This is a genomic window from Mesorhizobium sp. WSM3873 (assembly GCF_001672445.1).
In the GTDB taxonomy this organism is placed as follows: Bacteria; Pseudomonadota; Alphaproteobacteria; order Rhizobiales; family Rhizobiaceae; genus Mesorhizobium.
Genome location: NZ_LYTM01000034.1, coordinates 444424 through 470119 on the forward strand (window position 1 = coordinate 444424; position 25696 = coordinate 470119).

The 25696-nt window shown below is 61.9% G+C and carries 18 protein-coding genes, 2 tRNA genes and 2 pseudogenes; 11 read left to right on the forward strand and 11 right to left on the reverse strand.

Annotated elements, in window-relative coordinates; genetic code table 11:
* The first annotated feature begins 134 nt into the window (after positions 1-134).
* Entirely contained in the window at positions 135-917 is a 783-nt protein-coding gene (locus tag A9K71_RS21685; RefSeq protein ID WP_067000573.1) for a hypothetical protein, read from the forward strand.
* A gap of 45 nt (positions 918-962) precedes the next feature.
* On the opposite strand, the pseudogene A9K71_RS21690 reads toward A9K71_RS21685, so the two are convergent.
* The 5 genes and pseudogenes from A9K71_RS21690 to A9K71_RS21710 form a co-directional block, all read right to left on the reverse strand.
* Positions 963-1190, reverse strand: a pseudogene (locus A9K71_RS21690) (hypothetical protein); the annotation flags it as partial.
* Positions 1191-1207: 17 nt separating this feature from the next.
* On the reverse strand, positions 1208-2848 hold the full coding sequence (locus A9K71_RS21695) for an ABC transporter substrate-binding protein (protein ID WP_067000579.1): 1641 nt from the start codon (positions 2846-2848) through the stop codon (positions 1208-1210).
* A gap of 269 nt (positions 2849-3117) precedes the next feature.
* Positions 3118-3795, reverse strand: coding sequence for an isochorismatase family protein (locus A9K71_RS21700; protein WP_067000582.1), 678 nt, complete (start codon positions 3793-3795; stop codon positions 3118-3120).
* Positions 3796-4117: 322 nt separating this feature from the next.
* Positions 4118-5413 carry a Xaa-Pro peptidase family protein gene (locus tag A9K71_RS21705; RefSeq protein ID WP_067000585.1) on the reverse strand — a complete coding sequence of 432 codons (1296 nt, stop codon included), beginning with the start codon at positions 5411-5413 and terminating at the stop codon, positions 4118-4120.
* A 163-nt stretch (positions 5414-5576) separates the two neighbouring features.
* Entirely contained in the window at positions 5577-6473 is an 897-nt protein-coding gene (locus tag A9K71_RS21710; RefSeq protein WP_245299718.1) for a GlxA family transcriptional regulator, read from the reverse strand.
* A gap of 191 nt (positions 6474-6664) precedes the next feature.
* On the opposite strand from A9K71_RS21710, the gene A9K71_RS21715 reads away from it, so the two are divergent.
* Positions 6665-7162, forward strand: coding sequence for a GAF domain-containing protein (locus A9K71_RS21715; RefSeq protein WP_067000588.1), 498 nt, complete (start codon positions 6665-6667; stop codon positions 7160-7162).
* A gap of 122 nt (positions 7163-7284) precedes the next feature.
* A pseudogene (locus A9K71_RS21720) lies at positions 7285-8717 on the forward strand (aldehyde dehydrogenase family protein).
* Between the two features lie 87 nt (positions 8718-8804).
* Here the strand turns inward: A9K71_RS21720 and A9K71_RS21725 are convergent.
* Positions 8805-9059 (reverse strand): hypothetical protein, encoded by a 255-nt coding sequence (locus tag A9K71_RS21725; protein ID WP_067000591.1) that lies wholly within the window; start codon positions 9057-9059, stop codon positions 8805-8807.
* A 500-nt stretch (positions 9060-9559) separates the two neighbouring features.
* Positions 9560-9632, reverse strand: a tRNA-OTHER gene (locus tag A9K71_RS31710).
* A gap of 794 nt (positions 9633-10426) precedes the next feature.
* Between A9K71_RS31710 and A9K71_RS21735 the strand changes: the two genes are divergently transcribed.
* Together A9K71_RS21735 and A9K71_RS21740 are read left to right on the forward strand one after the other, a co-directional pair.
* Complete coding sequence (locus tag A9K71_RS21735; protein WP_245299703.1) at positions 10427-10879, forward strand: hypothetical protein; 453 nt, start codon at positions 10427-10429, stop codon at positions 10877-10879.
* 13 nt (positions 10880-10892) lie between these two features.
* Entirely contained in the window at positions 10893-11441 is a 549-nt protein-coding gene (locus A9K71_RS21740) for a metallophosphoesterase (RefSeq protein ID WP_245299705.1), read from the forward strand.
* A 283-nt stretch (positions 11442-11724) separates the two neighbouring features.
* On the opposite strand, the gene A9K71_RS21745 is transcribed toward A9K71_RS21740, so the two are convergent.
* Positions 11725-12618, reverse strand: a complete 894-nt coding sequence (locus A9K71_RS21745) for a lipid kinase (RefSeq protein ID WP_067000602.1) — start codon at positions 12616-12618, stop codon at positions 11725-11727.
* A 783-nt stretch (positions 12619-13401) separates the two neighbouring features.
* On the opposite strand from A9K71_RS21745, the gene A9K71_RS21750 reads away from it, so the two are divergent.
* The 6 genes from A9K71_RS21750 (at position 13402) to A9K71_RS21775 (ending at position 22776) form a co-directional block, all read left to right on the forward strand.
* The gene (locus A9K71_RS21750; RefSeq protein WP_245299706.1) at positions 13402-15357 is read left to right on the forward strand and encodes an HWE histidine kinase domain-containing protein; all 1956 of its coding nucleotides are present in this window, start codon (positions 13402-13404) and stop codon (positions 15355-15357) included.
* 187 nt (positions 15358-15544) lie between these two features.
* A complete protein-coding gene (locus A9K71_RS21755; RefSeq protein WP_245299708.1) occupies positions 15545-16999 on the forward strand; it encodes a winged helix-turn-helix domain-containing protein in 1455 nt (484 codons plus the stop codon).
* 100 nt (positions 17000-17099) lie between these two features.
* Positions 17100-17345: a hypothetical protein gene (locus A9K71_RS21760; RefSeq protein ID WP_067000612.1), complete on the forward strand. Its 246-nt coding sequence runs from the start codon at positions 17100-17102 to the stop codon at positions 17343-17345.
* A 451-nt stretch (positions 17346-17796) separates the two neighbouring features.
* Positions 17797-18186 (forward strand): hypothetical protein, encoded by a 390-nt coding sequence (locus A9K71_RS21765; protein ID WP_067000615.1) that lies wholly within the window; start codon positions 17797-17799, stop codon positions 18184-18186.
* A gap of 92 nt (positions 18187-18278) precedes the next feature.
* Entirely contained in the window at positions 18279-21461 is a 3183-nt protein-coding gene (locus A9K71_RS21770; protein ID WP_067000618.1) for an efflux RND transporter permease subunit, read from the forward strand.
* Positions 21454-22776: an efflux RND transporter periplasmic adaptor subunit gene (locus A9K71_RS21775; protein ID WP_245299710.1), complete on the forward strand. Its 1323-nt coding sequence runs from the start codon at positions 21454-21456 to the stop codon at positions 22774-22776. The genes A9K71_RS21770 and A9K71_RS21775 overlap by 8 nt, the downstream gene beginning before the upstream one ends.
* A 307-nt stretch (positions 22777-23083) precedes the next feature.
* Here the strand turns inward: A9K71_RS21775 and A9K71_RS31715 are convergent, their stop codons facing one another.
* From A9K71_RS31715 to A9K71_RS21795, 3 genes are all read right to left on the reverse strand, one after another.
* Positions 23084-23242, reverse strand: a complete 159-nt coding sequence (locus tag A9K71_RS31715; RefSeq protein ID WP_156752737.1) for a hypothetical protein — start codon at positions 23240-23242, stop codon at positions 23084-23086.
* A 1284-nt stretch (positions 23243-24526) separates the two neighbouring features.
* A tRNA-Gln gene (locus A9K71_RS21790) sits at positions 24527-24600 on the reverse strand.
* A 143-nt stretch (positions 24601-24743) separates the two neighbouring features.
* Positions 24744-25676 (reverse strand): YbhN family protein, encoded by a 933-nt coding sequence (locus tag A9K71_RS21795; protein WP_067000626.1) that lies wholly within the window; start codon positions 25674-25676, stop codon positions 24744-24746.
* Positions 25677-25696 lie beyond the last annotated feature (20 nt).

Genomic DNA, 25696 nt, shown 5'->3' on the forward strand with positions numbered 1-25696 from the left:
GCAGTCGGCGGTTCTGGCTGACACCGGGAATACCCGAAACAATTGCAAGTCCACTGGACGGGGCCCGCCGTTCTTGGCAGATTTACTTTGAAGTTGCCGAATTGGATTCGGCAGCGGCTCGGGGGAAAGCTATCATGACCACTGCGACATTGGGACGACCAGGCAGATTCGAAATCGGCAGGGTGTTCAACAGCACTTTTGCCGTCATCACGCGCAACATAGGACTCTGCGTCGGGCTTGGGCTTTTGTTTGCCGGCCTGCCGACGCTGCTCATCAGGTTATGGACCCAACCGCAGATGGAAGCGGTGATGAATGGCGATCCGAGTGCCATGGCGGATCCGAACGCGGTGCTGCGCAACTCCTATCTCAGCATCCTCGCGGGATTGATTTCCTTCGTCTTCACGCTGCTGCTCCAGTCGTCGCTGGTGCGGGCAACAATCGAGGATCTGAACGGAAGGCGGCCATCCTTCGGCGACAGCGTGCAGATTGCCATCCGGTTCCTGTTGCCGACGCTTGCGATCGGCCTGCTCGTCGGCATCGGCTCTGCGCTTGCGATGATCGCGCTGATCGTTCCCGGCATCATCCTGTGGCTCGGCTGGTCGATGTCGGTTCCCGTCCTCATCCAGGAACGGTTGGGCGTATTCGGCTCGATGTCGCGCAGCCGAGCGCTGACCAAAGGCAATCGCTGGTCGCTGTTCGGCCTCTTCCTCATCCTGGTCATCATCGCGATGGTCATCCAGTGGGGAATCCTGGTGGTGCTGCTTCTCTTCGGCGGGATCCTTGCCGAACTGGGCGCCGCCGTGGTGCAGGCCGTCGTCTCGATGGTGCTCTCCGTCGCCACCGCGGTCAGCTATGTCGAACTGCGCCAAGTCAAGGAAGGCACCAGCGTCGATGAGTTGGCGAAAATCTTCTCTTAGCAACGTCCGGGCCGCCTTCCACTTTGAGGGCGGCCGCCCGCTGTCTCAACGACAACAGCAGTGGTCTGCCTGCATGGTCGTGCGGCAGAGGCATGACGATGTGATCGGCACGTCCGCCTTGGTCAGCGCCAAAGCAAGTTTCGCCTGCAAGCCCGGCAGCTCCTCGCTCTCGCGGCGCCGCTTCAGGCATTCGACCAGCCCGTGCAGCGCCCAGACATTGTCCGGATGCTGGGCGCAGCGCTGCACGGCGCCGCTGAGGCCCAGATCGTCGCGATCGGTCCTGGGAGGAATCAGGACTCCAGCCAAACCGTCTCGAAATGCTGCTCGAGCGCCTGGTGCTGCTCGCAGCCATGCACGCCCTTGCGGTAGGTGCGGTAGACCGAGCGCCAGTAGGGCTGGATGATGATGCCGGAGTCGCGCAAATTCTGCTCGATCTTGGCCATGATCTCCTTGCGCTGGGCGGCATCCGGGGTCGCAAGTGCTTTATCGAGAAGCTCGTCGAACTCCTTGTTCGAATAAGCGCTTTCGTTCCAGGCCGCGCCCGATTTATAGGCCAGCGCCAGCACCTGGACGCCGAGCGGGCGGCCGAGCCATTCGGTGCAGGAGTAGGGGAACTTGCTCCAGTCGTTCCAGAAGGTGGCAGCCGGCAGCACGGTGCGCTTGATCTTGAGGCCGGCCTCGCGGATCTGGGCGGCGATCGCGTCGGCGGTGCTCTTTTGCCATTCGATGTCGACCGAGATCAGCTCGTATTCGTGGTCGGCCTTGCCGGATTCGGCCAACAGCTTCTTCGCCGCGTCGACATCGCGCTTGGCCGGGCCGATATCGGCGAATTCGGGATGCATCGGTCCGACATGGTGGTTATCGGCGGGCTTGCCCCTGCCGTCGAGGCCGAGCTTCAGCACGGCCGCATTGTCGACGGCAAGCTGGGCGGCACGGCGCACCTTGACGTCGTCATAGGGCGCGTTGCCGACATTGAAGCGCGCGACGATGGTCGAGCCGGTCGCGATCTCGGAATTTTCGAGCCCCATCTGCTCGGTCTGCGACACGGCGTCCGAGACGGTCTCGTGGTCGGTGTCGATCTCGCCGGATTCGAAGGCCGACAGCATGGCGTTGGGATCGGAGCCGTAGTCGACCCACTTGATGCCGTCGAGATAGAACTCGCCCTTCCACCAAGGCTTGTCCTTGCGCTTCACCTCCGCACCGGTCTCGGCGTCCCAACTCACCAACTCGCACGGGCCGGTGGTGATGGCCAGAGCCTTCTTCGGATCGGCATCGCCTTCATAGGAGCGGTGCATGATCAGCGCCGGATAGTCCGCCATGCCGGCGATCAGCGAGATGTCGGGCTTTGGCAGGTTGAGCTTGACGGTGTAGTCGTCGACTTTCTGGATGCCGCCGTCGACCGGCTTCTTGGTGTCGGCGTTGACCAGCGCGCCCATGCGCGCGGCGACCGAATTGCCGGCGACCGAGGCATCGCACCAGCGGTTGAGGTTGTGGATCACGTCGTCGGCGTTGAAAGTGTCGCCGTTCGACCAGGTGATGCCTTTGCGCACGTGAAGCGTGATCGTCTTGGCGTCGTCGCTGGTCTCCCAGTTTTCGAGCAGCCAGGGCTCGAAGGTGAAGTCGGTTTTCCAGCGCACCAGATATTCGTTGCAGTGACGCGCGACATTCGACATCTCGACGCCGTCGAAAGTGCGCGGATCCTTGAAGCCCTTCACGTTCATGGCGACGCGCAGGACCCCGCCGCGCTTCGGCTCCTCGGCCCGAGCGGGCGAGGGAGTAAGGCCGCCCAGCGCCAGCGCGCCGGCGGCGCTGACGCCCAAGCCGGCCATAAGCGCCAGATACTCGCGCCGGCTGATCGCGCCCTTCTTGAAATCCTCCGCGGTCGGCTTTGCCCGCGGGTGCAGTTTTCTGTCGGTCAGCATGAATTTCATTGTCGTTCCCTCTATTGTTGGTGCAGGTCGCCCGCGCGGCGGCTTTTGGCGGCAACGACCTGCACGAAACCCAGGGCGCCCCCTTGCCGTCAGGCGCGGAGGCGGATACGGCCGCCGGGCGCCGTTGCCTGCGAGGAGATCATAGGTCCGCTTTCCGCGGCGGAATGTTTGGTTTTCCGCAATTCTTGTGCGCTGTTCCGCAGGCTAAAGTTGGCTGACGCGCATAATTGCTGCGCCTCGCCGGGCGGCTGGGTCTCCGGTCTTCGCGGTCAGAGCTCTGCGTAAAGTTGCGCCGCATTCTCGAAGGTGAAGCGCAGCGGCACCGATCCCTCGACCTGCCACACGCTCACCGTGTCGCCTGCCATCAGCCGGCAGGCGTCGAGCGTGTTGGTGACCGCTCCGCCATAGAGGCGGTTGGCGAGGTTGAGGATGCCGGTCTGGTGCATGGCGCTGCTGCCGCTGCCGCAGGCATCCTTGACCAGGAGCACGCGAAAACCGCGCGCGACCGCGTCCTTCACCGTGGCGTCGATGCAGGCTTCGGTCCACACGCCGGCAATCACCAGCCATTCGATGCCGGCTGCTTCGAGCTTGTCGCCAAAATCGTTCTTGCCGAAGACGCTGGCTTCCTGCTTGACCAGAGTGGCTTCGCCGTTTTGCGGCGCCACTTCATGGCAGATCTCCGTCAGCGGATCGTCCTTGTCGGAGAAGGCCGACTTGCCGCTCTCGTCGAGCGGATGGAACGGCCGCGCCTCGGCGAGGTCGACGATGTAGGCCCAATAATAGAGCGGCACGAAATTGCGCCGCGCCGCCTGCTGCAGGCGTTGGACGTTGGCGAGGATGTCGGCAAAGCCTTCGACCAGATAGCGCTTGTCCTTGCGATGCTCCTCCTGGAGATCGATGAACACCGCGGCCACCGTGCCGCGCCGGATGGAAATGGGGGATTTCATGCGGATGCTCTCGAAGGGGTGCCGCGGCGCGTTGGAATGTGCCGCAGCGTATCAGCTTCGTCATTCCAGGGCGAAGCAGCCGCGAAGCGGCGTCGCGAAGACCCTGGAATCCATTCCGTTACCTTGATCGAAGAGTGCGGCCTAACAGAATTCTGCACCGTTGCGGCGCTCCGACGTAACGGAATGGATCCTATGGCCTGCGCCGCGTCGCTTCGCTCCCTGCTTCGCCCGAGGATGACGACGACATGAGTGCGGCGGCCAATCTCGAACGCCTGCGACAATGTATGGGCGGCGCCAACAGAGCGTATCGGCATCAAACCGCTCATTCCAGAAACTCATCCTCATAAGGAAACCGCGAAAGCAGCTCCGTCCCCGTTTCGGTAATAAGAATCTCGTCCTCCAGCTTGACGCCCTCGCGGCCGCCTTTCTCGCCGATATAGCTTTCGACGCTCACCACCATGCCGGGTTGGATCATGCCGTCGCGGCCGTACGTCTCGTAATCCATCGCGTGGGCGATGAAGGGCGTCTCGCCATGCATGCCGACGCCGTGCATGACCGAGGTGTAGCGCTGGTCGACGAAGCGATCCGGGATTTTCCAGGCCCTCTCGGCGATCTCGCGGAAGGCCATGCCGGGTTTCACGACGGAAATGTTGTGCTGCACCTGGTCATGCGCCATCCGATAGAGCGATTTCTGGTAGGGAGTCGGCTTGCCCGGGCCGCAGCGGAAGGTGCGCGAGAAGTCGGAATAATAGCCGTAGCAGCCGATGGTGTCGGTATCGAGCGCGACCAGCTCGCCCGGCCTGATCTTGCGGCCGCTCGCCTCGTTGAACCACGGATTGGTGCGCTGTCCTGAAGTCAGCAGCCGGGTCTCGATAAACTCGCCGCCCTGGCGGATCACCTCGTGATACATAATGGCGAAGAGCTCGTTTTCGGAAACGCCGGGCTTGATCGCCTCGCGCACGGCGGCCACCGCGGCTTCGGCTCCAGCCATGGAGGCCTGCAGGCATTTCACCTCCTCCGGCGTCTTCACCGCACGCACGGCAAGAATCTCGCCCTGGCAGTCCTTCACCTCGCAGCCGCGCCTTTCCAGGGCGAGCGCCTGCAGATGGCTGCAGCGGTCGAGGCCGAGCTTCATCGAGCCGCCGCCATGCTTCTTGAGCAACTCGGTGATCTCGTCGGCGAACGGACCCGCCGTCTCGTCGTCGCGGCCGGAGACAGAGGACCAGACGAGCTTGGAAGGACGCGCCTCGTCGATCGTGTCGAGCACCATCGAGACATGGTAGCTCTGCGGATACTCGAACAGCACGATCGGCCCTTCGGTCGGGATGAAGAAGTAGCGGGTGGAATTGCGCAGGAAATAGCCGAACATGTTGCGCGAGCCGGTGGCGTAGCGCTGGTTATAGGGGTCGAACAGCACCACGCCGCCATAGCCCGCCTCGCGCATCCAGGCGCGCAGTTTGGCGAGGCGCCCCTTGCGCAGAGCGTCCGCGTCGATGAAGGACGGCTCGGTGTCGGAGAGCCACATGCCGCCGGCGGGATCGGCCGCGGCCGGATGGCGCATGCGGTCCTTGAAGTCCACATCCTCGGTGCTGTCGGGATCAAATACGACGATGCTCATGGGTGCCTCCTGTTCCCGCGAACATAGCCGGGCAGGATGCAGAGCTTGTGCGGCATTCCGCAAATATCGTGCAGGATGCCGCGCGACCGATGTCGTCACTGCAATGTCGGCGGGACAGAGGGGGTGTGTGAAGGAAGTCGGAGTAGTAGCAGCAAAGCGCACCCTAATGCCTTCGCATCGCCTTCGGCGCGTGCCCGTGCTCCTCGCGAAACGCCCGCGCAAAGCTCGACATCGAAGCAAAACCGCAGGCCAGCGCCACATCGCGCACCATCAGCGTCGAATGCGCCAGCAGATCGGCGGCGCGCTTCAGCCTGAGGCGCCGGTAATAGCCGTTCGGCGAGATATCCAGCTCGGCGCGGAAATTGCGCTCGAGCTTGTCGGGCGAGACGCCAAGCCGCTCAGCCAGCTCCGCCATGCCGAGCCGTTCCTCGACCGCGTCCTCCATGATGGCGATCGCCGACAGCACCAGCTCGTTCTGCACCCCGGTGCGCAGGCGCAGCGGCATCAGCTTGCGGTCGACGCTCGACCGCAGGGGAGAGTGCACGAACCATTCCGCGACACCCGCGGCGAGCTCGGCGCCGTAGTCGCGCGTGATGATCTCCAGCATCATGTCGAGGCTGCCGACGCCGCCCGCCGAGGTAAAACGCTTGCGGTCGATGACGAAGAGATCGCGCCTGAGCTCGATGTCGGGAAACGCCTCGGTGAAAGCGGGCTGGCTGGTCCAGTGCAAGGTGCAGGCATGTCCGTCGAGCAGGCCGGCGCGGGCGAGGAAGAACGCCGCATCCGCCACGGCGCCGATATGCGCGCCGCCGCGCAGGCTTTTGCGGATCCAGCTCATCGCCTCGTCGGCTACGACATGGTCGGCATCGCCACCGGAGCAGACGACGATGCGATCGACCTTCGGTGCGTTGGCGGCCGAGAAGCCGGGCTGGATGACGACGCCGTTGGAGGCTTCGACCGTGCCCTGATCCGCGCCGACGATCACCCATCGGTAGCAGTCGCGCTTCGCAAGGATGTTGGCGCCGCGCAGCGGCTCGATGACCGAGGAAAACGCCATCATCGGAAAGCCGGGAAAGACCAGCACCGCGAAGGTGAGCGGGGTCTCGCCTGCCTCCGGCTGCGCGCGGTCGCGTTTACGGTTGGCGAGAATGGCGCTCACGACTTTGGTATTTCCCGCGCGCAGCATTGGTGGCAGAGAAGGCCAAACTGTAGCGGGCGCTTCAGCGCCCTAGCAACGGAGAAACGACCAGGATGTTTGCGGCAACGGCCCTCGACACGAGCAACAAGCCGGCCTTCTACGATGAGCTGGCCAGGCAATTGAAAGCGCTGCTGGAAGGCGAGCGCGACTCGATCGCCAACGCCGCCAACACCTCGGCGCTCATCTACCAGATGGTGCCCGACCTCAACTGGGCGGGTTTCTATTTCCTTCAATCCGACGAAGAGCTGGTGCTCGGCCCCTTCCAGGGCAAGCCGGCCTGCGTGCGCATAGCGGTCGGCAAGGGCGTCTGCGGCACGGCGGTCGATCTCGATATGTCGATGCTGATCAAGGACGTGCACGATTTTCCCGGCCACATCGCCTGCGATGCCGACTCGCGCTCGGAGCTGGTCGTGCTCTTGCGCGACGACGAAGGCATCTTCGGCGTGCTCGATCTCGACAGCCCGCTGCCAGGCCGCTTCGACAAGGAAGACCAGGCCGGCATCGAGAAGCTTGCCGCGATCTATGTGGCCGCCAGTTCCTTTGAGGACTGAACTCTTAGCGGACTGCGGTACGGCTCCGCCGCTGGCTCAACGACCCTGTCTTGCGTTGCCATACGCGCGTCGTTATCTCTGGCGGAATATGACGCTCGCCAAGCGCGCCGAAGGGAGAAGATATGTCGCACAATCTGCAGTTCTATATCGAAGGCGTGTGGGTCGATCCGGTGGTGCCGAACAATTTCGACGTCATCGATCGTCGAACGAAGACGCCTTCGCGCAGATCTCGCTGGGCACCAAGGCCGATGTCGACAAGGCGGTCGCTGCCGCCAGGCGCGCCTTCGCCACTTTCGGCTTCAGTGAAGTCGAGGAGCGCCTCGACATCCTCAACCGCGTCATCGAGGTCTACAAGAAGCGCAGCAAGGACCTTGCGCTCGCCGTCTCGCGCGAGATGGGCGCGCCGCGCCAGATGGCGCTGGACAGCCAGGTCGGCGTCGGCCAAGCGCATCTGGAGAAGATGGCCGAGGTGCTGAAGACCTTCCAGTTTCGCCATGTCAAAGGCTCCTCGCTGATCGTCAAGGAGCCGATCGGCGTCGTCGGCCTGATTACGCCCTGGAACTGGCCGCTCAACCAGATCACCTGCAAGGTCGGCCCGGCGCTCGCCGCCGGCTGCACCATGGTGCTGAAGCCTTCGGAGATCGCGCCGCTCGACGCCATCATCTTCGCAGAGATCATGGACGAGGCCGGTGTGCCGAAGGGCGTCTTCAACCTGGTCAACGGCGATGGCCCAACTGTCGGGCAGGCTTTGGCCAGCCATCCGGATGTCGACATGATGTCATTCACCGGCTCGACGCGGGCCGGCATCCTCGTCGCCAAGGCGGCCGCCGACACGGTGAAGCGTGTGCATCAGGAGCTCGGCGGTAAATCCGCCAATATCCTGTTCCCCGACGTCGATCTGCAAAGGGCGGTGACCAAGGGCGTGGCCGGCTGCTTTGGCAATAGCGGCCAGTCCTGCAACGCGCCGACCCGCATGTTCGTGCCGCGCGACCGGCATGACGAGGCCGCCGGCTATGCCAGGACGGCGGCGGAGAAACTCACCGTCGGGCCGGCCGACGCGCCGGGAACGAAGCTCGGCCCGGTGGTAAGCCAGCTGCAGTTCGACAAGATTCAAGACCTGATCCAGAGCGGCATCGACGAAGGCGCGACCCTGGTCACCGGCGGCCGCGGCCGTCCGGCCGAGCTCAACCGCGGCTACTATGTCCGCCCGACCGTCTTCGCCAACGTGACGCACGACATGCGCATCGCGCGCGAAGAAATCTTCGGGCCGGTGCTGTCGATCATGCCTTACGACACGGTCGAGCAGGCGATCGAGCTGGCCAACGACACCGTCTTCGGCCTCGCCTCCTACATCCAGGCCAAGGACATCGAGAAGGCGCGCCAGGCCGCGGCCCGCATGCGCTCCGGCAACGTCTATATCAACTATCCGACGTGGGACGCCGGCCTGCCCTTCGGCGGCTACAAGCAGTCCGGCAACGGCCGCGAATATGCCGAATACGGTCTCGAGGATTTTCTGGAGATCAAGGGCATCGCGGGATACGCGGCGGCGGAGTAGGCGGAACAGAGGCCGGCGCAGGCAGATAGAGAAAGGGCGCGATCTCGGCTTCGCCATTTGCCATGAGCCGCTTGCCGCGACAGCCGATCAGCTCTTCCTCGCCGCCTTCTTACCCGCGCCTTCCTCGATGATGCCCACCATGGCGCGAGTGAATTCGACCACGCTGTTTGCCGTGATGGCAGCATTGTCGGGGCTCTGGCCGATTTGCTCGGCTGCTCCGCAGCACGAGCGGCGGATGAGGTCGTAATGAGCAAGTCTTTCATCGTCCGGCAACGCCGCCAAGTTCAAGGCTCGACGGTGAAGCATGCGCAACAGCTGCGCCAGCGCTGTTTCGACACTCATGCGTTTGGCTCCGCATCGGTCGTACGTCTCGGCACATAAAGTGCCGGATCGTCGATCAGGGGGCGGTTCTCGTCCCCGATCCGGCAAGGCTGCGCCTTAGTCGTTAATACATCGTTGATCGCTAATATGATCGGTGAAGGCTTTGGGCGGATTCCCGGATGCCATCGGATGTGGCGGAGGCAGATCATCCTCCGCGCGGCACGGCTAACGTCCTCGGCATTTCAAAATCTAACGATCGGCAAAATGCACCAGTAAGGATGCTTGGTAAGGGTTGATTCAACCCTTGCTGGTATGTACAAGGTGGCGGCTCCGGCCAGGGGTAGGGTTGCCTGAAAGCCGGAGCCGCCTGCGCGGCCGATGGGTAGTGTCCGCGCTGTCCCAGAATAGGACAGCGCGGTCTACGATTCGTTAATTCGCTAATATATCGTCCTATGGGCGAACCCCGCGGACAGCGATGCCGGCAAACGAAATTTCCCAAGCAATTGAATTCTCACAGTTCTAGCTGCGAATCTGGATTCGAACCAGGACCGGCGGAGTTAAGAGTCCGCTGGTCTACCCGTTCCTATCACCAGCAACGCTGCCAGCTCCCAGAGAAGATCCACCTTGTCTTTGGCCTCTTTCGGGGGCGATGGGATCGAATGGGGATGGCGATGGGGTCGACAGACCGGCCCGACCGTCATCCTGAATGATGATTGCATCGATGCACTTCGTCGCAATGCTCAAGCCCTTTGCCATGGTTAACGAGTCATGGGCCGGCGGGACCTTCATAAAGACTTTGCTAATATTAGAAAGAAGACAAGCCGTTCAGCGGAACAAGCCTCGCTGAACGCAGTTCGGTGCGACGTCGCGTCGGCTATTGCCGTCGCGTTGGGAGACAGCAGCGCAAGCGAACCCGACAGGAAGCCAAGCCTTCGCAAGGCCTCTCGCGAGCTGCCAAGAAATGAGTGGAACATCACCCCTAGGTGCGCAATGACTACCCCCAAACACATTTCAACGTTCGACCTCGATCAGCTGCGCGAAGCCTTCAAGCAATTGACTCGCGAGCAAGGCATCACAGCCGAAGAACGGGACGTATACGCCCAGCTTTTCCTTAAGCAGACCTGCGCCCCAGTCTTAGCGCTCGGCCCTGAACGGCGGCCGGTGCAGCCTTGGAGTTAGCGGCTGGTGTGCCGCATTGGCGGTTGCGGGTTTGACGGCAGCTTCCCGCAAAGTCCGGCGACACAATTGCGCCAAGCCAGGCTTGTCCGTCGATATCATGGCCCGAACGCCGCTGCAGCTCTGCGATGGATCACCAGATGGTGGGCCGGGGCCCCAGCTGATCTGGACGCCTTATGAAGCGGCGCTAAATCAAGCCGATGCGGGTTGCGTTGAGTATATTCACTTTTCTTTTTTGCACCGCCTCCCTTCAGGCCCAGGACTGGCAGCCGTTTGGGGTCCGGCAACTGGGCTTCACATTCGATGTTCCGCCTGGTTTCGTCCTCACCCAGCATTCGGATCAGGGTGCTGCATTCCAAGGCGAACGAGACGCGTTTCTTGCCGTGTGGGGCGCCAGACTTGGCAGAGCCAGCTTTCGGGCCGAGATCGAGCATCGCATGCTGGAAGACGAAAAGGCTGGCTGGAAGTTGACGTACCGGCGCCTGACCTCGACCTGGGCGAGCTATTCAGGGATCAAAAACGGCGAGATCCGATATGTTCGCGCCATCAGGGTCTGTGATGACCGCGCCGCGCTTTTCACGATCAACTACAGCAGATCGGAGAAAACGCCTTATGATCGGATCATTGTGCGAATGGTAAGATCCTTAAAGGCCGAAGGCTGCTAGCCTTAGGCCCAGGATGGGTTTCGATCTGCATTGCCGGCATGCCCTGATGCTATTTTTTACGAGCGACACGCATTTCAATGATGCCCGCATCTTACGGATTGACCGGCGGCCTTTCGCATCGCTTGCCGAACATGACGAAGCGCTGATCTCTTTCTGGAACGAGACCGTCACGCCTGACGACGAGGTCTGGCATCTTGGCGACTTCGCGCGCCACGGCAAAGCAGGCGGGGAGGCACTTCTGTCGCGCCTCAATGGGCGCAAGAACCTGATCATCGGCAACAATGACCCGGACGAAACGACCGCCGCCGACGGATGGGCCAGTATTCAGCATTACGCGGAACTCAGGTTCAACGGGGTGCTTCTCATCCTGTGCCACTATCCGTTCCGCACCTGGAATCAGATGGGCAAGAAGTCGATCAATTTGCACGGTCACTCGCATGGGAAGCTCAAGCCGCTTCCACGCCAGTATGACGTTGGCGTAGATGCTTGGAACTTTCGGCCGGTCCCGCTGCCAGCATTGATCCAAAAAGGCGGTGCCCGGACGCAGGCTTCGCCAGCTTAAAAAGTAGGTCAGCCGGCCAGCGAGAGCATCCAGGGGCGGCCGTTCTTTTGGACCGCGCTAACCGAACACCCGAGTCTTTCATCATCGACGGCGAGATGATCGCGCGGGATCCCGACGGACGGCCGAACTTTCATGCCGTCCATTCGCGCATGACCTGAACGCCGAGCTGCTCACCTTCGTCGCCTTCGACCTTCTCTACTCAACGGCGAGCACATTCGTGCTCTGCCGCTGATCGAGCGCTAGGCGAGGCTCTGGAAACTGATCAAACCGTAAGACGCGGGGCTTACAGGGCGCGATCCGGCGCGAAGACCGAGATCGCCTTTGGGTGAACCTTGAAATGGGCCGGTGTCGACGTGACGATCTCGCCATCGGTGTTGACCGGCATCGCCTTCCGCGTCTCGATGTCGAACTCGACGCACCTGGCCGTGCGCACCTCACGCCATGCGCCATGCGTTCCAGAACGAAAAGAGCGGAGCATCAGCGCCAGCTTCCAGAGGTTCGTCATTTCCAAGCTATAGAGATCGAGATGTCCGTCATCGATCTCGGCCGTTTCTTCCACCACGTTGCCGCCGCCGTAGTGCCGACCGTTTCCAACCGCGATCTGGTAGGTTTCGACCTCAATCGCCGCGCCTTTTTCGGTAATCTTCGCGTGAAACCGCGCGGCCCGGGTCAACACTTTCATCGCCGCCAGCGCATAGCCCAGCCTGCCGAAACGCTTCTTCAGTGCGGGGTCAAGACCCTGCGCCAGTTCGGTGCTGAGTCCGATACTTGCGACGTTGAAAAAGGCATGACCGTTGACCGTCCCGACATCGATCAGCCGGGTTCGGCCTCGCGCGATCACATCGGCGGCCTGCAGGAGATCCATCGGAATGTTGAGCGTGCGAGCAAGGTCATTCGCCGTCCCCATAGGAATGATGCCCATCGGCAGGCCGCTTTCCATGATCGCCGTCGCCGCCGAGGACACCGAACCATCACCACCGCACACGACCACAAGATCGGCCAAATGGCGTAAGCGAACGATGTCTCGAGCGATTTCAGGCAACGCCTCGAACATCTCAACAGTGACGGAAAGCCGAGCTCGCCCCAGCCGCTCCACAATTGGCGCGAGCATCTCCTGGCCGCGCCGAGCCTTGGGATTGAGGAGCAGCAACGCGCGCCTTTTGGCTGCTTCGCTCATTCAAAGATCGGTCCGACTGATCATGGCTCAACGCAAATAGGGTGGCTGCTTCCGGATTTCGACCGCAAACCGACGCGAAACGTCACGCCTGCCCCGCCTATGGCGCGCGGTTTCTAAGCGACAAGCGCGCCTGCGGCGTCGGATCATTCGCGGGCAAAAGGTCCACATTGGCTATGGCGAAGCGCTTTCTTGAGAAGGCGGGCTGAAGCGATCCGCTTTCTGCAGTAGGACTCCCGAGGAGCGAGAGAGCCTCTTTGGCTAGTGAAGTTTGTCCTTGGAAGGTTTGACGGCCGACTCGCTCAAGATTTCTTTAAGCGCTTGCTTCCAGCTCCAGCCCGATCATGGGCTCGGGAATCGCAATCACGTCATTCCGGTATCGTCGAGACCTTCGCTGCCCGTGGACACCCGTTCGGTGCCTGTCTCCTTGCGTATCGAAGCTGGCCCCCTCAGCGAGATCGTTGTCCGCCACCTTTTCGTTCCTCGAATGAAAGGCGACGGGATACGCTGGCCCGCCGAGCCGGAAATGACGGCAAAACCAAGCTCTGGTTCCCGCGTGGCTCCTCTGTCCACCCCTCGGGCGGGACTCTTTGCAACTCAGTGAGTTTCGCTTAGCCGCATTGTCTGGCGCCGATCGGCCTTCGAACTTGGCCATGTTCAGCCGTGTTAATCCAAGCTTGTCGTTCGCCAGCTTGCGGCTAAGCTTGCAGTATTGGGGAAGACAGGGAAACAGATTTGCCTCGTCGATCGGTACGAGCCCATCTGCTTGGACTAATCGCAGCGGCCGTGTTGCCGGTCTGGCTGTTTGCTGCCTATCTGTTCGTTGCCTACGCCCTGCATGAGCAGTCTCGTATCGAGCAGGAGGCGCTTTGGATTGCTCGTCAGGTGTCGCTGGTCGTTGATGGCGAAATCGTCAATCTCAAGACCCTTCTGGAAGGGCTTTCCAAGGCGCCTGCTCTCGCCGATGATGATCTGCAGGCTTTTAGCAACGAGGCGAGCCGCCTCGTCCAGGGTACGGATCAGGTAATCACGCTGCGTGATCTCGGTGGCCGCGCCTTGGCAAGCACTGAATCCGCCAAGGGCTCCGAGCCTTCGGCCGAACCGCTGACGCCCGAGGAGCGCGAGCACCTGGATCTTGCTGGCGTGCTGGTCAGCAACGTGTTCGCCGCGCCGGGATCGAACGCATACCGGATCGCGGTCACCAGACAAGTGTCGGGCTCGAAAGGCCAGGCGTTGCTGCTTTCGATGTCGGTCCCGACGGAACGCATTCGCCTTGCTATGCTGCCCGCGGTACCAGCAGGGTGGACGGTCGCTGTCGGTGATCGTGAGGGCAACTACGTTGCAAGGTCCAAGTTGCATGGTGAGGTGACCGGCAAGCCCGGTTTGCCGGAATATTTAGCAAAGGTCGTCGGTCGCTCCGGTACGTTCCGATCTCGCAATTTCGAAGGCACCACGCTGCTGGCCGGGTACTACCGATCGCCCTATTCGGACTGGTTCTACACCGCCAATGTTCCGCTCTCTGATGTTCAGGCACCTCTCTGGTGGTCTCTCGCACAGATTGGTGCAACAGGCTTAACAGCGCTGCTTATTTCGCTCACTCTGGGCTACGTGGTCGGTAAAACCTTCACCAAGGCCACAGTCGACCTCGCCGCGCGCGCCGATGCGCTCGGCAAAGGGAGCGAGGTCAAACCTATGTCGACGTCTGTCGCCGAGTTCGACACGATTGCCCAAGCTATGATCAAAGCCGGCCGTGCAATCGCGGAACGCACGCGCGAGTTGGAAACCGTTCTGGATACGGCGCCGGTGGCGGTCTGGTTCACCTATGATCCGCAAGCGCGACAGGTGATCCGCAACCGGTTCGCGGCGGAACTGATGGGCCTGTCGACGGAGTCCCGGAGATCCTTTGGGACGCCCGACCTGGTGATCGATACGCTGGCGTACAAAGACGGCCAGACCATCAGCCGGGAAGACCGTCCGCTGAGCAGAGCCATGCGCGGCGAGGAAACTGACAGTGAGGAATTCTCCTATACGCTGCCATCCGGGGTGCAACGGTACCTGCTTTCCAGCGCGCGGCCCGTCCGCGATGCGGCAGGCTCGGTAATAGGCGCTGTCCAGATCAGCCTGGACATCTCCGAGCGCAAACGGAGTGAGGAGCAGCGCCAACTGTTGATCAATGAACTAAATCACCGGGTCAAGAACACGCTGGCCGTAGTTCAGGCAATCGCGAGCCAGACCATGCGCAGCGCAACCAGCCTCGCGCTCGCAAAGGAGGCGCTTTCGGCCCGGCTGGTTTCGCTGGCAGAAGCGCATGATATCCTCACCCGGGAGAATTGGAGCGGTGCCGATCTCAGCACGCTCATTGCCGCCTCGATCGACCCGCATGCCTCTCTCGATCGGTTCGATCTCACAGGCGAGCCGGTTTGGTTGCCCTCGAACGTGGCGCTTTCCTTCGCGCTGGCCATTCATGAACTTACCACGAACGCCATCAAATATGGGGCGCTCTCCAATCCTACCGGATCGGTCTCGATCTCGTGGCGGTTGGAATACGTCGATGGGGGCCGAATTCTGGTCCTGGAATGGCGCGAGGAAGGCGGCCCGCCGGTCGTGCCTGGCAAACACGGCTTTGGTACGCAACTCCTGCAGCGAGTGTTCGACAGCGAAAGAACGGGCGGGGTTGAGCTGGTCTACGATCGCTCCGGGCTGCGTTGCATTTTTAAGGTGGGATTGGACCGCAGCAAGTAGCGTAGTGCCGACGCAAACACCAGACGGCGACGAGACCCGCGACGTCTTTCAGCACTACCACCTAGGAAGAATGGAGAGTTTGGCCCGGGAATTTAGGGGGTGCCTGTTCCGACAACTTCCAAACGTCTAATATGCCCAAATGCAGCGGTGTCGCATCGCCTTCGGTCCGTTCGTGCTCGATCCTGACATGGGGACGCTTTTTAAAGACCAGATCCCGATCACTGTTGGGCATCGTGGGCTGACGCTGCTTGCTGCGCTTACCGCACGGCCCGGTGAGATCCTGACGAAGGCCGAGCTGATGGACGCTGCCTGGCCGGGCACCGCCGTTGAGGAAGGCAACCTTACCGTCCAAATCGCGACGCTGAGAAAGGCACTCGGTCCGGCTGATAACGGCGGTGAGTGGATCGCCACAGTGCCTCGCCTCGGGTACCGCTTCACGGGGACTGTCGAGCCGGTGGCGAGCGCGTCCTACGGAGCGATCCCACCGCCCGGCAAGCCGTCGATCGCGGTGCTGCCCTTTGTCAACTCGGGCGGCGATCCGGACCAGCAGTATCTCAGCGACGGCATAACCGAGGACATAATTACGGAGCTGGCCAGGTTCCGCTCCCTGCTCGTCATCGCACGCAATTCATCGTTTCAGTTCCGTCACCCGGCATTGGACATAGCCGAAGCCCACCGCAAGCTCGGAGTTCGCTACCTCGTCGCAGGCAGCATACGAAAGCTCGGTGATCGCATTCGGATCACCACACAATTGATTGATGCCGCCACCGGCACCCACCTTTGGGCCCAACGGTACGACCGGGCCCTCAACGACATCTTCGCATTGCAAGACGAGGTTGCGGCTCTTATCGCCTCGATGGTCGAAGGCCAAGCGGAGGCCGATTCGGCGAGCCGCAGCAGACGCAAGCGTCCGACCGATTGGGACGCATACGACTACTACCTGCAGGGGCGCGCGCACTTCTACCGATATGAACTGGACAAGGCCGAGCCCCTCTTCGCGCAGTGTGTCGAGCTCGATTCGGCATTCGCTCAAGGTCACGCCTTCCTGGCGCAGGCCTTCGTCGGCAGATTTTGGTACGACAACGATCTGCGGACGCTACAGAAGGCCTGGGACGCCGCTCGAACGGCGCTCGCTCTCGACAGGAGCGATGGCGTCTGTCATCAGAGTATGGGGCTGGTGCTTACCCACATGCGCCAACACAGCGATGCGGGAGTGCATTTCGAGCGAGCGCGCTCGTTGAACCCGCTGGACGTGAACATAGCGGGGGATTACGCAAGCTGGCTCAACTACGGCGGACGGGCCGAGACGGCGCTCAACGTGCTCGAAACAGCGCTCCTGCGCGACCCGGTACCACCGATGTGGTTCTGGGAGGTGAAGGGTAGCTCCCTGTTCCTGCTTGGAAGGTACTCCGAAGCCGTCGCTTCGTATCAGAACGCTGGCGACCAATTCTTCGTCCATGCTTTCCTCGCAGCGTCTTACGCACATTTAGGCGAGACGGAGAAGGCCCGCGCTGAAGTCGAGGAAGCACTGACCAGGAAACACGACCTGACTCTCCGGCTGATTTCAAATCTCCCGTTCGCCGACCATGTCGCCCTCGGGCTTTTCACATCAGGCTTCAGAAAGGCCGGTTTTCCCGCCTGAACGCACCCCAGGGAAGGCTATTTTCACACTCGGAGGGGTAGATGCTTTCCCATCTCTCAAATTTGAATGCGGGTGCACCTCGTGCGGCCCACAATAATGCATGCCGAACTATCTGTTCGAAGTCTTCCGCAATGGGCAAAGCCTCGGCGATGCTTGGGTCGACCTCGGCAACCTCACCGACCTGCGACGAGAAGCGCTGAAGGCGCTTCACGATATCGCTGCAGACGAAATCGCCTCAAGCGACTTGGATGAGACTGTGACCGTTGCCGTTCATGACGAAGCCGGCAGGCCGGTATATTCCGCAAGTCTCACCGTCTCGCAGCCGTTGCCCGCCTTCAACGGCTAGGAGTCGTCCGCTCATCCTCTGGGGGAAAGACGGCAGCGGAAGAGAGCCTTTCCTGCTGCTGATCCATCGGCCGCTCGCCGCCCTGCCCACGCGAGTGGCGTTCCTCTGCAGCATATTGGCTTGGAAGACCGACCAGCCGGTTGAGCCTCAAGCCGCACATTATTCACCGTGGTGATGAGTGTTTCTGCGTTTTCCAAATTGGACGCGTACAACCTTTTTGGGCGATGGTTCGTTCAGAACGCCTCTGCTCTCAACGCCACCAGCGAAGCAGGGCTGCGTGCCTGACGACCGATGGAGCAGACATCGATGCCTGTCGGGAACGCGCCATCGGACCCACGCTGCAGCACGTCGATTGCGGGCTGGCAGGCAGAAGGCACTGCTTGCCCAGGGAAAGTTGAATAGGGAGTTGGTCGGCTCCCGCAAGAGTTGCCTTTCGACCAAGGAGTGATCGATGAAGTCGGCTTTCCGGTACCTGGTGTTCGCCGCGGCCTTGCTGTCGCCAGCGGGAATGGATGCAGTCCAGGCAGCGGACGCTCAAATGCCCCTCTTTGTTGCGACGCCCCGGGACCTCTCCATCACCACGAGCACGTCCGAGACGCCCGGCATGTCCCGGGTCAACGGCCAGAGCGCTAAGGTGCTCCATGTGAATGCGACGAAGCCTGGATTGCATGCCGTGTTGCTGCGGCTTGAGCCGCAGCAACACGGCATGCCGCTGTCGCACCTCGATTCCCGCTTCGCGACGATCCTGTCTGGAACCTTCTACGTTGCGTTTGACGACACATACGACGCAACCAAGCTCAAGGCCCTTCCGCCTGGTGGCATCTACGCTGAACCGGCCTAGGCAGCCGTTCGGCTGCCGAATGGTGTGAGTAAGAAAATCTGAAGGGTTGAGGCGACCTACACGCGTCATTGGTTCGCCTCAGGCATTGTTTCATGATTGCACTCGTCCGCATTGCCCTCAGCCGGCCCTACACCTTCATCGTATTGGCGCTGCTGATCCTGATCATCGGCCCGCTCGTGGCCCTGCGCACCCCCACGGACATCTTTCCCGATATCCGTATCCCGGTGATCAGCGTGATCTGGCAATATACGGGCCTGCCGCCCGATCAGATGTCGGGCCGCATGACGACGCCGTTCCAGCGTTCGCTGACCACCACCGTCAACGACATCCAGCATATCGAATCCACCTCTTACAACGGCTTCGGCATCATCAAGGTGTTCTTCCAGCCGAATGTCGACATCCGCACAGCCAATGCGCAGGTCACCGCAGTGGCACAGACCGTGCTCAAGCAGATGCCGGCCGGTGCAACGCCGCCCCTGATCCTCAACTACAACGCTTCCACCGTACCGATCCTGCAGATTGCCCTTTCGGGGCAGGGCCTGAGCGAGCAGGCGCTGGCTGACCTTGGCCTCCAGACCATCCGCACACCGCTTACGACGGTGCCGGGCGCCGCCATTCCCTATCCGTTCGGCGGCAAGACCCGCCAGGTGCAGATCGACCTTAACCCTTACGCACTGCAGGCGCGCGGCCTGTCGGGGCAGGACGTCGCCAATGCGCTGGCCGCCCAGAACCTGATCACACCGGTCGGCACCGAAAAGATCGGTCGCTACGAATATGCGGTGCAGCTCAACGATGCTCCGTCTTCGCTGACTGACCTCGCTGATCTGCCGATCAAGTCGGTGAACGGGACGCTTGTCTATGTGAAGGACGTGGCGACGGTGCGGGACGGCAATCCACCCCAAACCAACATCGTCCATGTCAACGGCACCCGCTCGGTCCTGCTTCAGATTCTCAAGAATGGCTCGGTCTCGACGCTCGCGATCATCCAGGGCATCAAGGATCAACTCGCCTTGATGCGAGCGAGCTTGCCCGACAATCTTCAGGTGTCGCTGCTCGGCGACCAGTCGCTCTTCGTCCGCGGTGCCATCACCGGCGTGGCGCGCGAAGGCGCAATTGCGGCCGCTCTCACCAGCATGATGATCCTGCTGTTCCTCGGCAGCTGGCGCTCCACTATCATTATCGCCGCGTCGATCCCGCTCGCGATCCTCGGTTCGGTGATCGCGTTATCGATGATCGGCGAGACGCTCAACATCATGACGCTTGGCGGCCTGGCGCTCGCCGTCGGTATCCTCGTCGACGATGCGACGGTGACCATCGAGAATATCAACTGGCATCTCGAACACGGCAAGGAAGTTCGGACCGCGATCCTCGACGGTGCCCGGCAGATCGTGACGCCGGCCTTCGTCTCAATGCTGTGCATCTGCATTGTCTTCGTGCCGATGTTCTTCCTCGACGGCATTGCACGTTTCCTCTTCGTGCCGATGGCCGAGGCAGTGATGTTCGCGATGATCTCTTCCTTCATCCTCTCGCGCACCTTCGTTCCGACGCTGTGCAACTACCTGCTCAAACCGCATGTCGATCATAGGGAGCATGGCAAGCCGCGCAGCTACAACCCGCTGGTGCTGTTCCAGCGTGGGTTCGAGGCGACGTTCGAACGCATCCGTGTCGGCTATCACGGCCTGCTGGAGCTGGTGCTCGGCCATCGCGTGGTGTTCGTTGCCGGGTTCTTGGCCTGCGTCATGGGGTCCTTCCTGCTGATGCCCTATCTGGGACGGAATTTCTTCCCCGCTGTCGACACCGGGCAAATCCTGATGCATGTGCGCCTTGGCATCGGCACCCGCGTCGAGGAGAGCGCCAACCAGTTCGCCGACATCCAAAAGGCAATCCGCCAGCTGATTCCGCCCGACCAGCTCGACACGTTGGTCGACAATATCGGCGTCCCGGTCTCGGGCATCAATCTGGCCTACAACAACACAGGCGTGATCGGTTCCCAGGATGGCGACATCCAGGTCAAGCTGTCGCGAGACCACCGACCGACCGATGAATACGTCCGCAAGATGCGCGAAGAGCTGCCGCGCCGGTTCCCGGGCGTGACCTTCGCCTTCCTGCCGGCCGACATTATCAGCCAGATCCTGAATTTCGGTGCACCAGCACCTGTCGATATCCAGGTGCGCGGCAACAATCTGTCGGCGAACTTCGAATATGCCGGTCTCGTGCTGGACCGCCTGCGGCACATTCCCGGCGTTGCCGATGCTCGCATCCAGGAATCGCAGGCCAATCCGACACTGAACGTCGATGTTGACCGCGCCCAGGCCGAATACATCGGCCTTACCGAGAAGGACGTCACCAACAGCCTCGTCGTCGACCTTGCCGGTTCGAGCCAGGTGTCGCCGACCTACTGGCTCGACCCGAAGAGCGGCGTGTCCTATCCGATCGTGATGCAGACGCCGCAATATCAGGTGGATACGCTGGGCGCCCTGCAGACGACGCCGATCACGGCGGCCGGCATCGGGACGCTGCCCATCCTCGGCGGCGTCGCCAGTGTGAAGCGCTCGGTCAGCAACGCAGTCGTCTCGCAATACAACATCGTGCCGATGGTGCAGATCTACGCCACCACGCAGGGGCGCGACCTCGGCGCCGTCGCCACCGATATCAACAAGATCCTTGCTGACACCGCCGCCGATTTGCCGAAGGGCAGCTCCGTTTCCTTGCTCGGTCAGGTGCAGACCATGAACAGCGCCTTCGCCGGCCTGCTATTCGGCCTGCTCGGCGCCATCGTGCTGATCTATCTGCTCATCGTCGTGAACTTCCAGTCCTGGTCGGACCCCTTCGTCATCGTCTCGGCGCTGCCGGCCGGCCTTGCCGGCATCGTCTGGATGCTGTTCGTCACGCAGACGCCGATGTCGGTGCCTGCCCTCACGGGTGCGATCATGTGCATGGGCGTGGCGACCGCCAACTCCGTGCTCGTGATCAGCTTTGCCCGCGAACGCCTGGCGGAACTGGGCGACCCGATTGCCGCCGCCCTCGAAGCCGGCTTCGTCCGCTTCCGGCCAGTCTGCATGACCGCACTCGCCATGATCATCGGCATGGCGCCGATGGCTCTCGGCCTCGGTGAGGGCGGCGAGCAGAACGCCCCGCTCGGGCGCGCCGTGGTCGGCGGCCTGATCTTCGCAACCATGGCAACGCTGCTCTTCGTGCCCGTTGTCTTCAGCCTCGTCCACAAGCGTGAGGCCAAGCCGGCCGCAGCGCCTTCGGAGACCTTGCATCATGCTTGAGCACGCTACGGAGCCGAACCTCGACACGACCCCCGAAATCGCTCCCATGCCGGGGCACGACGCCAACAACGGGCATGAAACCTCGAAGATAGCTGACACCAAGTCGCTCGACGGGGCTGGGGCAACCGAGGTGACGTCCTCGCAACGCAAGCCTGGCCGCTCACCGGTGGGGCTCGGCATCTTCGGCGTCGTCGCCATCGCCGGTGCCGCGACCCTGGTCTACACCGGCGTCAGCGCTCGCCAAAGGAGCGCGGTCGAGCTGCGGCAATGGACGGAGGCGCAAGCGATACCAAGCGTTGCCCTGGTGACGCTCAACGCCAAGCCTGGCGTCGTCAGCCTAAATCTGCCCGGACGGCTCCAGGCCAACGACAGTGCACCAATCTATGCCCGCGTCAGCGGTTATGTGAAGGACTGGAAGGTCGATATCGGCGCGAGCGTCAAGGCGGGGCAGACCCTGGCCGAGATCGAGGCCCCCGATCAGGACCAGCAATTGCTGCAGGCCAAGGCCGACCTCGCCAACGCTAAATCGGCCGAGGTCCTGGCCGACATCACCCTCAAGCGCGAGCGTTCGCTGCTCGAATCCCGGACCGTCGCGCAGCAGGAAATCGACCAGCGCGTGGCAGATCTAGCCAGCAAGCAGGCCGCGGTGAATTCCGGCGAGGCCAATGTCGAGCGCCTTGAGGTGCTGTCCGCCTACAAGACCGTCGCCGCGCCGTTCGACGGCCTCATCACTGCGCGCAACACCGATGTCGGTTCGCTTATATCGGCCGGATCGAGCGCCGGGCAGGCGATGTTCGTGGTCTCGGACGTACATACGCTGCGCGTCTATATCAACGTGCCGCAGAACTACGCACCGGATGTGAAGTTGGGTTCGCAGGCCACCGTCTCGGTGCCGGAATATCCGGGCCGCAGCTTCCCGGCTACCGTGGTCGCCTCGGCTCGGGCGGTCGACATCACGTCCGGCACGACGCAAATGCAGCTTTCCGTCGACAACGCCAAGGGAGAGCTGATGCCCGGAGCCTATGCCAATGTGAAGGTGGATCTTTCCGGGGTGGCCGGCACATTCCGCATTCCCGTCAGCGCGCTCATCTTCGACGAGAGAGGCCTGCGCGTCGCCACCGTCGCGCAAGACAATCGCGTCGCCTTCAAGACGGTGACGATCGCCCGCGACCTGGGCAACGAGATCGAACTGGCCTCGGGCGTCGCTGCCGACGACCATGTCATCGCCACTCCGCCTGACGGTCTGGCGGAGGGCGACGAAGTCCATATCGTCAAGCTGTCACAGGCCAAGGAAGCCACACCCAAGGTCCCCTAGGCGAAGTGGCGAAAGACTATTCCCGAACCCGGCTGGCCGGGGCCAATGTTGAGACTGGACGCCTACATGCGACCAGGTCGGGGCGGTCCTGCCGATTGCCGCCGCTAACGAGCCTTGATCGCGATCAGAGAGATCGAGACTGTCATCGCGATCACGACAAGCGTCCAAACCACCGCATTGGGCGTCAGGCGCCAACGGTGGCGTTCGGTCATCCGCTTGCGCCACAAGTCGGCGTGGTTCGCGCCTTCGTATTTTCCCGAAGGGCCAGGGCCGGGAGGTTTCTTGTGCTTGGCTCTAGCAGCCATGCCTAGCCGGCGACCGCAAGCACCAGGGCGATGCCCACGCCAATTGCGAGCCCAGTGGCGAGACTTTCTGCCATCCGCATGGCAAAGGCGCCGTAGCGCGTCCGCAGACTGGTTTGCGGGGCTGTCAGGATGCGAGCAAGATCATCGAGCGCGTCTTCCATGCCAAGATTCTAGATCGAAACGGATTCGCTGTGAATCCCCCATCCTCTGGTGCGAAGACACCAGTTCTTAGCGAAGCGTCATCGGAATCCGATAACCCGCCGCTCGGTGTGCCCCCACACCCAGCGGCGGGCTAAGGTGACCGGCGCCTTTTCTCGTGGGGGAGAATTGCCTGAGAGCCCGGCGCCGGCCCAGCGACTAGTGGTCCGCCGCATATGCAAGATAGCTAATTTCTACCTCAAAAGGACATGGTGTGATCGCGTAACCTCTTTGGCAATCGCCCTGGCGATCAGGAATAAACCTCACCGGTGCGGCGGCCCCAATTTGCGAGGATCGCCATGGCAATGAAATTTCCCTTCACGGAAGTCACGCTCGGCAAAAAAGCTGGACGCCGGGACGGGCCTTTCTGTCTATTGCCTCACTTGCCCGCGGTCGGCGGTGCTGGACGTTGCCGCACTGGTGAAACGGCTCGGGCCAGACCATAAATGCCTGCTTTACGTACCAGTTGATGGGATCGCCTACAGTTGTTCGATGGCGCAAGAGTGATCGCGTAGGCGTTGAATTCGAGGGCACCGAGCCAAAGCCGAAGTGGTTAAATGCCGGTTCCCACCCTTCCTGTCTCTAGTGGCAGAAATGTCACGCAACCTGAATATGCAGCGCTTCAACTAGGGCGCGCTTATGATCCGTCTTACCGAGGCGTACCGTCTTGGCTGCGAGGGATGCGGGGACCACTGGAGCGCTCGCTGCGGCAACGCAGCGGGCGCTTCGCATGGGAGCTATGGCGATTTGCACCAGAGCAGGGTTAGCATCCGGCTTTCCGGGCCTTCTGTCAGCCCACTCTCCGGCTGGACCGCCAGCGCGCGGTCTCGATGTCGTCGCGGGAAATCCCCATGTCGCTGAGCATGTCGTCCGGTGAGTCGCTCAGATCGTCAGTTGCCTTCAATAGCGCCCTCTGATCGGCTCGGCGACCAAACCAATCGACAACGGGACCAGCTACGACAAGAGGAAGGTTCATAAGCATAGGAAGGTTCATAAACATCAGGGCACTCCCTTCACCGCTGCACAAGCTAGGCCGATGCGCCACGAGCGTATGTGACAAGATTCACAGACCCGTTAGTGCCTGCTAATTCAAGAACGTGCCGAGAACATCACGGCCATTCCGTGTTCCATGGAGTGAGCGGGAATGTTTTGCAATGCACGGAAAAACAAGGAGTGCTGCAAATGAGATGTAACACGGTCCGGAGACCATGTTTTCATTAAGGCATAGTTCTGCTTGGATATTTCGTTGGCTGGGGAACCTGGATTCGAACCAGGACTAACGGAGTCAGAGTCCGCTGGTCTACCGTTAACCTATTCCCCAGCAGGCGCGGTTGGTGCCGCGCGAAGCGGGCGGCTCAAGCGCCGCGAGCGCTGCCTTGTAGCCGCCATCCGAAAATAGTCAACCCCGCGCCGCAGTTCAACCGCAGCCTTTTTCTCATTCGATCGCGGGCCGCATGGGGACGCTCAGCCTTCGCCGCGGCTGTATTGCGAATGCTCGAAGAACAGCACCACGCCGAGCCCGATCAGCAGCGGGATGATCAGGTAGAACAGGCGGAACACCAGGAGTGCGGCGAGCACGCCGACCGGATCCATGTGCGACAGTCCGGCCAGGAAGACCACCTCGAAGACGCCGAGGGCGCCCGGCGCATGCGACAGCAACCCGACCGAAAAGGATATCATGAAGACGCCGAGCACGACGAAATAGCCGGGATTGCCGGCCGCCGGCAAGGCAAAGTAGATGATGGCCGCCGCCGCGAGCAGCTCGACCGGGCCGATCAGCAATTGCCGCGCCACGATCGGCAGTGCCGGGTAATGCAGCTGGAAGCTGCCGACCTTGAGCGGCCTCAGATGCAGCCAGCTGCAGAACACATAGACCGCAACCAGGATCAGCATGGCGAGGCCGGCGGCTGTTGCCAGCTCGTGGTGCGGGGTCGTGGTGAAACGGTCCACGATCTGCGGCTCCAGCACCAGCACGAGGCCCCCGACAAGCAGGCTGGAGAGCACGAAGGTGATCCAGCAGATCGCCACCAGAACGCCGACATCCTGACCGGTCAGCCCTCTGGTGCCATAGGCGCGGTAGCGGATCACTGCGCCCGACAGCACCGAGCCGCCGATATTGTGCGACAGCGCATAGGTGGTGAAGGAGCAGAGCGTGACGAACAGCCACGAAACTTTCTTGCCGATATGGAGCAGCGCAATGTGGTCGTAGCCGGCGAGGGATGCATAGGCGACGACCGAGCTCAGCGCCGCCAGCACCCAGGCGCGCGGGGGGATGGCGACGATACCGGCCCAAACATCGTCGAGTGAGATGCCGCGCAACTCATGGATGAGCAGCCAGAGCGAGAACACCACGGCCGCTATGCCGATGACCGGCCAGAAATAGCGCGTCCAGTTCATGGCGTCGTCGTCATGCGATT